The 6,875-nt window shown below is 72.3% G+C and carries 6 protein-coding genes; 1 reads left to right on the top strand and 5 read right to left on the bottom strand.

Features of this window, described 5'->3' with window-relative positions; genetic code table 11:
* Positions 1 to 134: 134 nt before the first annotated feature.
* From ACFW1I_RS24635 to ACFW1I_RS24615, 5 genes are read right to left on the bottom strand one after another with little or no spacing between them, the layout of a single operon-like run.
* Positions 135 to 668 (bottom strand): flavin reductase family protein, encoded by a 534-nt coding sequence (locus ACFW1I_RS24635; RefSeq protein WP_384673657.1) that lies wholly within the window; start codon positions 666 to 668, stop codon positions 135 to 137.
* A gap of 33 nt (positions 669 to 701) precedes the next feature.
* Entirely contained in the window at positions 702 to 2,273 is a 1,572-nt protein-coding gene (locus tag ACFW1I_RS24630) for a tryptophan halogenase family protein (RefSeq protein WP_384673654.1), read from the bottom strand.
* Between the two features lie 5 nt (positions 2,274 to 2,278).
* Entirely contained in the window at positions 2,279 to 3,517 is a 1,239-nt protein-coding gene (locus tag ACFW1I_RS24625; protein ID WP_384673651.1) for a pyridoxal phosphate-dependent aminotransferase, read from the bottom strand.
* A 51-nt stretch (positions 3,518 to 3,568) separates the two neighbouring features.
* Entirely contained in the window at positions 3,569 to 4,315 is a 747-nt protein-coding gene (locus tag ACFW1I_RS24620) for an SDR family NAD(P)-dependent oxidoreductase (protein WP_384673649.1), read from the bottom strand.
* On the bottom strand, positions 4,312 to 5,073 hold the full coding sequence (locus ACFW1I_RS24615; protein WP_384673647.1) for a thioesterase II family protein: 762 nt from the start codon (positions 5,071 to 5,073) through the stop codon (positions 4,312 to 4,314). Before ACFW1I_RS24615 ends, ACFW1I_RS24620 begins: the two co-directional genes overlap by 4 nt.
* Positions 5,074 to 5,201: 128 nt before the next feature.
* Between ACFW1I_RS24615 and ACFW1I_RS24610 the strand changes: the two genes are divergently transcribed.
* A complete protein-coding gene (locus ACFW1I_RS24610) occupies positions 5,202 to 6,827 on the top strand; it encodes a (2,3-dihydroxybenzoyl)adenylate synthase (RefSeq protein WP_384673644.1) in 1,626 nt (541 codons plus the stop codon).
* Positions 6,828 to 6,875 lie beyond the last annotated feature (48 nt).

The raw sequence follows: 6,875 nt of genomic DNA, 5'->3' as shown, positions 1-6,875 counted from the left end.
TCGCGCCCCCCGGGGGCGGGGGCCCCCCTCAACGCGGGGTCCGGACCCTCCCCCACGACCGCGGGGGGGTTGGGGGGGGCGCGGCTCACAGACCCCTCGTTCATGGGGGGCGGGGCGGCGGGCGGCCCCCGCCCCTATCCGGGATGGGCCTGGAGCGATCCGTACCGGCGCATGCCGTACAGCAGCGGGGCCGCCGCCCGGTTCGACCGGCCGCCCACCCGGACCACCTCGCCGAAGACCACCACGTGGTCGCCGACCTGCCGGGTGTCACTGACCCGGCAGTCCGCGATCGTGTGGGCGTCCTCGATCAGGTGCGGGAGTCCCGACTCGGCCTCCGGGGTCCACCTGACCCGGTCGAAGCGGTCCGGAGCGCCCGAGGCGAAGAGGTCCGCCACCGGGCCGGCCCCCTCGTGGAGCAGGTTGACGGAGAACGCCGACACCTGGAGGAGAGCCGCCAGCGTCGGGCTCCCCTCCCGCAGGCACACCAGCAGGGTCGGCGGTTCCAGGCTGACGCTGCACAGCGACGAGCACGTCATGCCCCACGGCCGGCCGTCCGCCGCGACCGTGGTCACGATCGTGACGCCCGCCGGATGCGCCGTCATGAGGGACCGGAACGTCTGCGGGTCGACCGGTGCGCGCAGGGCGGTGCCCGACTGGGAATCCGGCATCTGGAGGGCCTCCTTCTCCGTCGGATGGGCAGGTCAGGAACGCGTTCCCGTCAGGTCGTGCACGTGCGACAGGTACTCCCAGTGGCTCGGCAGCCGGTCGACGAGCGACGCGGCCTGGTCGCGGACCAGTCGCAGTTCCTTGGCCGCGGCGAGGTCGTCCATCATCGCGAGGGCGGGCAGCGGCTGGACGTCGAGACCGCCGAGGCCCAGGATCATCGCGGTGTACGAGTACGGCTCGAAGCCGTGGTAGTACGGGAAGACGGTGTCCGGGTCCGGCAGCTTCACCTTCCACTGCTCGATCCGCTCGGCCAGCGCGTCCGGCATGGTGCGGGTCTTGGCGTCGCGCCAGTAGGCGTTGTCGGCGCGCTTGGCGGCGACGTAGTGCAGGACGAGGAACTCCCGCACGCCGTCCATGACGTTGGCCACCTGCCGGTTGTACGACGCGCGCAGCCGGTCGTCGTCGCGGCCGCCGGGGAAGTGCTTCACCAGCTGCTCGATCGCGTTCTGGATGAAGAAGATGCCGGTGGACTCGAGCGGCTCGACGAAGCCGCTGGAGAGGCCGATCGCGACGCAGTTGTTGACCCAGGAGTTCTCGCTCCGGCCGATCCGCATCTTGATGTGGTTGGCGGTCAGGTCGTCGGCCTTCGGGCCCACGTACGCGCGGAGGGTGCGCTCGGCCTCCTCCGGGGTGCAGTAGTCGCTGGCGTACACGTAACCGGTGCCGATCCGGCCCACCAGCGGGATCGTCCAGATCCAGCCGGCGTCCTGGGCGCTCGCCCGGGTGTACGGGCCCATGCCCTGGTCGGACATCTCCATCGGGACCCGGAGCGCGACCGCGCTGTCGTTCGGCAGGGTGTCCTGGTACGACACGAACGGCACGTTCAGCCGCTGGTTGAGCAGCATGCCGCGGAAGCCGGTGCAGTCGATGAAGAGGTCGCCCGTGAGGTCGCCGTGCTCCTTGGTGCGGACGTGCGTGATGTCGCCGTTCTCGTCCACCGCGGAGTCGACCACGTCGTCGAGCACGTGGCGGACCCCGCGCTCCGTGCCGTACCGGGTGAGGAACCGGGCCAGCAGCGTCGCGTCGAACTGGTACGCGTAGGGGAACTGGGCCGTCTGCTCGGCCATCGTGGAGCGGGCCGCCTCCTCGGCCTCCCGCTGCGTGCCGGCGTCGAGCCCCAGGAGGCCGCCGCCCAGCAGCCGCGGCGAGCGCTTGGCCTCGCACAGCGCGGCGATCACCGAGCAGTCCCGGTCGTAGTCCGCGCTGGGCCGCTTCTGCAGCCACCAGTCGGCGAGGGAGACGCCCTCCACGACGCGCGGCCGCTCGAAGGGGTGGTAGAAGTGGTGCCCCTTCTCCCGCCAGTTGTCGTAGCGGATCGCCAGCTTGTAGGTGCCGTGGCACTCCGGCATCCAGTCGCTCTCCGCGAGGCCGAGATAGGCGAAGTAGTGCCGGATGGTGCTGAAGGACGCCTCGCCCACCCCGACGGTCGGAACGTTCTTCGACTCGACGAGGGTCACCGAGAGCCGGTCGCTGAAGGTCGCCTTCAGATAGGCGGCCGTCATCCAGCCCGCGGTTCCGCCACCGACGATGACAACACTCTTGGCCATGATGCTCACTTCCCGTTGCACTCGTCGACGAACTCCAGAATTGCGCGCACCCCGGTCTCCAGGGCGTCGGGATCCACGCAGAACGCGATCCGCACCAGGTGCTTCGCCCAGGGCGCGTAGTCGTGGGAGGTGATCCGGCCCATGTCGTCGACCTCGGGGCGCATCGCGAAGCCGTTGCCGGGCACCACGGCGACGCCCTTGCTCTCCAGGAGCCGGGTCGCGAACGTCTCGGCGTCCAGGCCGGTCCGGGCCACGTCCAGCATGGCGTACCACCCGCCGGCCGGCAGCTCGCTCAGCAGGCCCGCCTCGACCAGCGGCGCCAGCGCCACGTCCCGGTTCCGCTGCACCAGCTTGCGGTTGAGCGCCGTCGACTCGGACCGGCTCCCCAGCGCGGCGATGCCCGCGTACTGCACCGGGGTCGACGTGCCGATGATGTTGGCCTCCTGGGTGACCTTCATGACGTCCGCGGCCCGCTCGTTGGCCAGCGCCACGCAGCCCAGCCGGTAGCCGGTCATCGCGAAGCTCTTCGAGAAGCTGAAGACGCTGTGCACGATGCGCTCTTCCACCGGCAGGTCGCGTTCGAGGGAGGCGGTCGAGACGTGCTCGCCGTCGTAGAGGAAGTGTTCGTACGCCTCGTCGCTGATGACGTGCCAGCCGCGCTCGCGGGCCAGGTCCACCAGGGCGCCGAGCTCGTCGCGGTCCAGGACGACGCCGGTCGGATTGGCCGGCGAGTTGATCAGCAGCACCCGGGTGCGCGGCGTCGCGGCGGCCGCGATCGTCTCGGGGTCGGGGCGGAAGCCCTCCCCGAGCGGGTACAGCACCGGCCGGAAGCCGGCCAGCACGCTCTGCTGCAGGTGCACCGGCCAGTGCAGTTCCGGCAGCAGGATCTCCGCGCCGGGCTCGGCGAGCGACTGCAGCAGGGCGGCCAGGCCCTGGCACGAGCCGGGCGAGATCAGCAGCCGGGAGACGGCGCTGTCCACGCCGTTGTCCACGCGGAGCTTCTCCACCAGGGCCGCGCGCAGCTCGGGCAGGCCCTCCACGCCGGTGTACTTGGTGTCCCCGCGCCGTACCGCGTCGACGAAGGCGTCGGCGACGTCGCCGGACGGGTCGAAGTAGGGATCGCCGACGTGCAGCTTCACCACGTCGACGCCGGTCTGCTCCACCCGCGTCTCCGCGGCCCGGAAGATGCGGTGGAGACAGGACGACGGAATGGATCCGGCCGCTGACAGGATGTCAGGACTCATGCGACGTACCACCTTTGCTCCGTTGACAGTTCGTAGAAATCGCCCGTGACGTCATGCGGTGCGGCCGCCGTCGACGGGTATCAGGGCTCCGGTGACCCAGCCCGACAGCTCCGGGTCGAGCAGCGAGCACACCCACCGGCCGATGTCGGCGCCGTCCCCGAACCTGCCCAGCGGGGTCGAGGCGAGGAGGTCGACGCGCATGCGCTCCGTGGCCGCCTCGTCCAGGCCGGTCTCGTTCCACATCGGGGTGTCCACCGGGCCGGGCAGGATGGCGTTCACCCGCACGTCGGGGGCCAGCTCCCGGGCCAGCGAACGCGTCAGGCTGTTGACGGCCGCCTTGGTCGCGCCGTAGAAGGAGCGCCCCGGCATGGAGAGGGCACCGCCGACCGACGAGATGTTGACGACGCCGCCGTGGTTCGCCCGCAGCTGCGGCAGCGCGCAGCGGATCAGTTCGGCGGGCGCGCGGACGTTGACGGCGAACATCGCGTCGAGCTCCGCGGGGTCGATGGCGTCGAGCAGTCCGAAGCGGGCCAGGCCCGCGTTGTTGACCACGGCGTCGAGCCGGCCGAAGCCGTCGACCGCCGTCGCCACGATCCGCTCCGCGGCGCCCGGCGCGGACACGTCCTCGACCACCACCGCGACGGCGTCGCCGTACCGCTGCGCCAGGTCGCGCAGCGGCTCCTCGCGGCGCCCGACGACCGTGACCCGGGCGCCCGCCTTCAGCAGGCACTCGGTGATGCCGAGTCCGATGCCGGTGGCCGCGCCGGTGACCACCACGGACGTTCCGTCCAGCGTCACCGGAGCACCTCGCTCCCGGTGAGGACCGCGGCGATGTCCCCGACCAGTTCGGTCGGGTCCTCGACGAACCAGAAGTGTCCGCCGGGCCATTGGCGGGTGCTGAACGGGCCGGCGCACACCGAGGCCCAGGCGTCGAGCCCGGCGGCGTCCACCAGCGGGTCCCCGGTGGTGCGGTAGCCGCGGACCCGGCAGTCCAGCGGTGCGCGCGGGGGCGCGGGCCGGTACGTCTCGCTCAGCCGGATGTCCGCGCGGAGCACCGGCAGCAGCAGGTCCCGCAGCTCGTCGTTCTCCGCCACCTCGGGCTCGATCCCGCCGAGTCGCCGCAGCGACTGCCACAGGTCCTCGTCGTCCGACCGGTGGGTGGTGCCGCCCCCGGCCAGCTCCGGCGCGGGTGCCCCCGAGACGAAGAGCCACCGGGGTCCGGCGCCGCGGGCCTGCATGACCCGCGCGGTCTCGTACGCGACCAGCGCGCCCAGGCTGTGGCCGAACAGGGCGCAGGGCGTGGCGGGATCCAGCCGCAGCAGGTCCTCCGCGACCTGGGCCGCCAGCTCCTCCACGCTGTCGGCGGGCGCGTCGGCGATCCGGTCCGCGTGGCCGGGGTACTGCGCGGCGATCAGCTGCGTGTGCGCGGGCACCGCCGCCGACCAGGCACGGAAGGTCGCCGCCGAACCACCGGAGTGGGGCAGGCACACCAGTCGGACGGCCGCGGTCTCCACGTCGTTGAGGAGCCGCAACGAACCTCGGTCATGCGTTCTCATGCCATTCACACCCCGAGCTTGACCGAAAGCCCGCTGCCCTCCTCCGCAATCTGTCAAAGCTCTGTCGGGCCTGACACGGCCGCCGGGGTCCTGGCCGAACCTGGGGGTGTCGGACACTAGGAGGACACATGCTGGACGGGTTCGTGCCCTGGCCCCCCGAATACGCCGATCGCTACCGCCGCGCCGGATACTGGCGCGGCCGGTCCCTGCGGCAGCTGGTGGCCGACCGCGCCGCGCGCCACCCGGAGAAGATCGCCGCCGTCGACGCCACGGGCCGGCTCAGCTACGCGGAACTGCTCGCCGAGGCCGACCGGGTCGCGGCCGGCCTCCTCGACCTCGGCGTCGCCCGCCACGACCGCGTGGTGGTGCACCTGCCGAACCGGATCGGCTTCCTGACCACGGTGCTGGCCCTGTTCGGCATCGGCGCGATCCCGGTGATGGCGCTGCCCGGACACCGCCGCGAGGAGATCCTGCACCTGGTGCGCTCCTCGGACGCGGTGGCGTACGTCGGTCCCGACCGGCTGCAGGGGTTCGACTTCCGCGGGCTGGCCCGCGAGGTCCGCCGCGAGGCGCCGGGCCTGCGGCACGTGGTGATCGCGGGCGAGGCGGAGGAGTTCACGCCGCTGGCCGAGCTCGCCCGTTCCGGGGCGCGGGAGCTGGCTCCGGTCGACGCGTCCGACGTGGCGCTGCTGCTGCTGTCGGGCGGAACGACCGGCGTGCCGAAGCTGATCCCCCGTACCCACGACGACTACGCGTACAACATCGAGGCGTGCGCCCGGGTCGTGGAGTTCGACGAGGACGGCGTCTACCTCGCCGCGAACCCGGTGCCGCACAACGCCGCGCTCGGCTGCCCCGGCGCGCTGGGCGCGCTGGTCCTCGGCGGGAAGGCCGTCCTCGCCGCGACGCCGAGCCCCGACCACGTCTTCCCGCTCATCGAGCGGGAGGGCGTCACCCTCACCACGCTGGTGCCCGCGCTGGCGCTGCTGTGGGCGGAGGCGGCGCTCAGCACGCCGGTCGACATGAAGGGCATGACCATCCAGGTCGGCAGCTCGAAGTTCGGTCCGGCCGCGGCGGAGCGGGTGAGCGACAGCCTGGGGTGCCGCATCCTCAACGTGTACGGCATCGGCGAGGGGCTGATCACCCACACCCGCCCGGACGATCCGCTGGAGGTCGTGTTCGGCACGGAGGGCAAGCCCGTGTGCCCGGACGACGAGATCAGGATCGTGGACGCCGACGACCGGGACCTCCCGGCCGGCGAGACGGGCGAACTGCTCACCCGCGGGCCGTACACGATCCGCGGCTACTTCGCCGCCCCGGAGCACAACCGCCGCTCGTTCACCCCGGACGGCTTCTACCGCACCGGTGACCTCGCGCGGATGACCGAGGACGGCGACGTCGTCATCGAGGGCCGGCTGAAGGACATCATCCACCACCTGGGCGAGAAGGTCTCGGCCGAGGAGGTGGAGGGTCACGTCCTGACCCACCCGCTGGTCCTGGACACCGCGGTGGTGGGCATCCCGGACGACGAGGCCGACGAGCGGGTCTGCGTGTTCGTCGTCCTGCGCGGCGGGGTGGACGCCGAGGCGGAGCGGTTCACGGTGCGCACGGTCCGGGAGCACATCCGGGCCCGCGGCCTGGCCTCGTACAAGCTGCCCGACCAGATGGTCGTGGTGCCCGACCTGCCGCGCACTCCGGTGGGCAAGGTCGACAAGAAGGCGCTGAAGGCCCTGCACGCCGAGCGCCGGGCGGGGTAGTCCGCCCGGCCCGGGGCCGCACGCCGGGAGAGTCCTCGGGTGACTCTC

Origin of the sequence: Streptomyces sp. NPDC058955, from assembly GCF_042741435.1 — a bacterium.
Taxonomy (GTDB): Bacteria; Actinomycetota; Actinomycetes; order Streptomycetales; family Streptomycetaceae; genus Streptomyces.
This window is presented reverse-complemented; position numbering and strand designations above follow the sequence as displayed.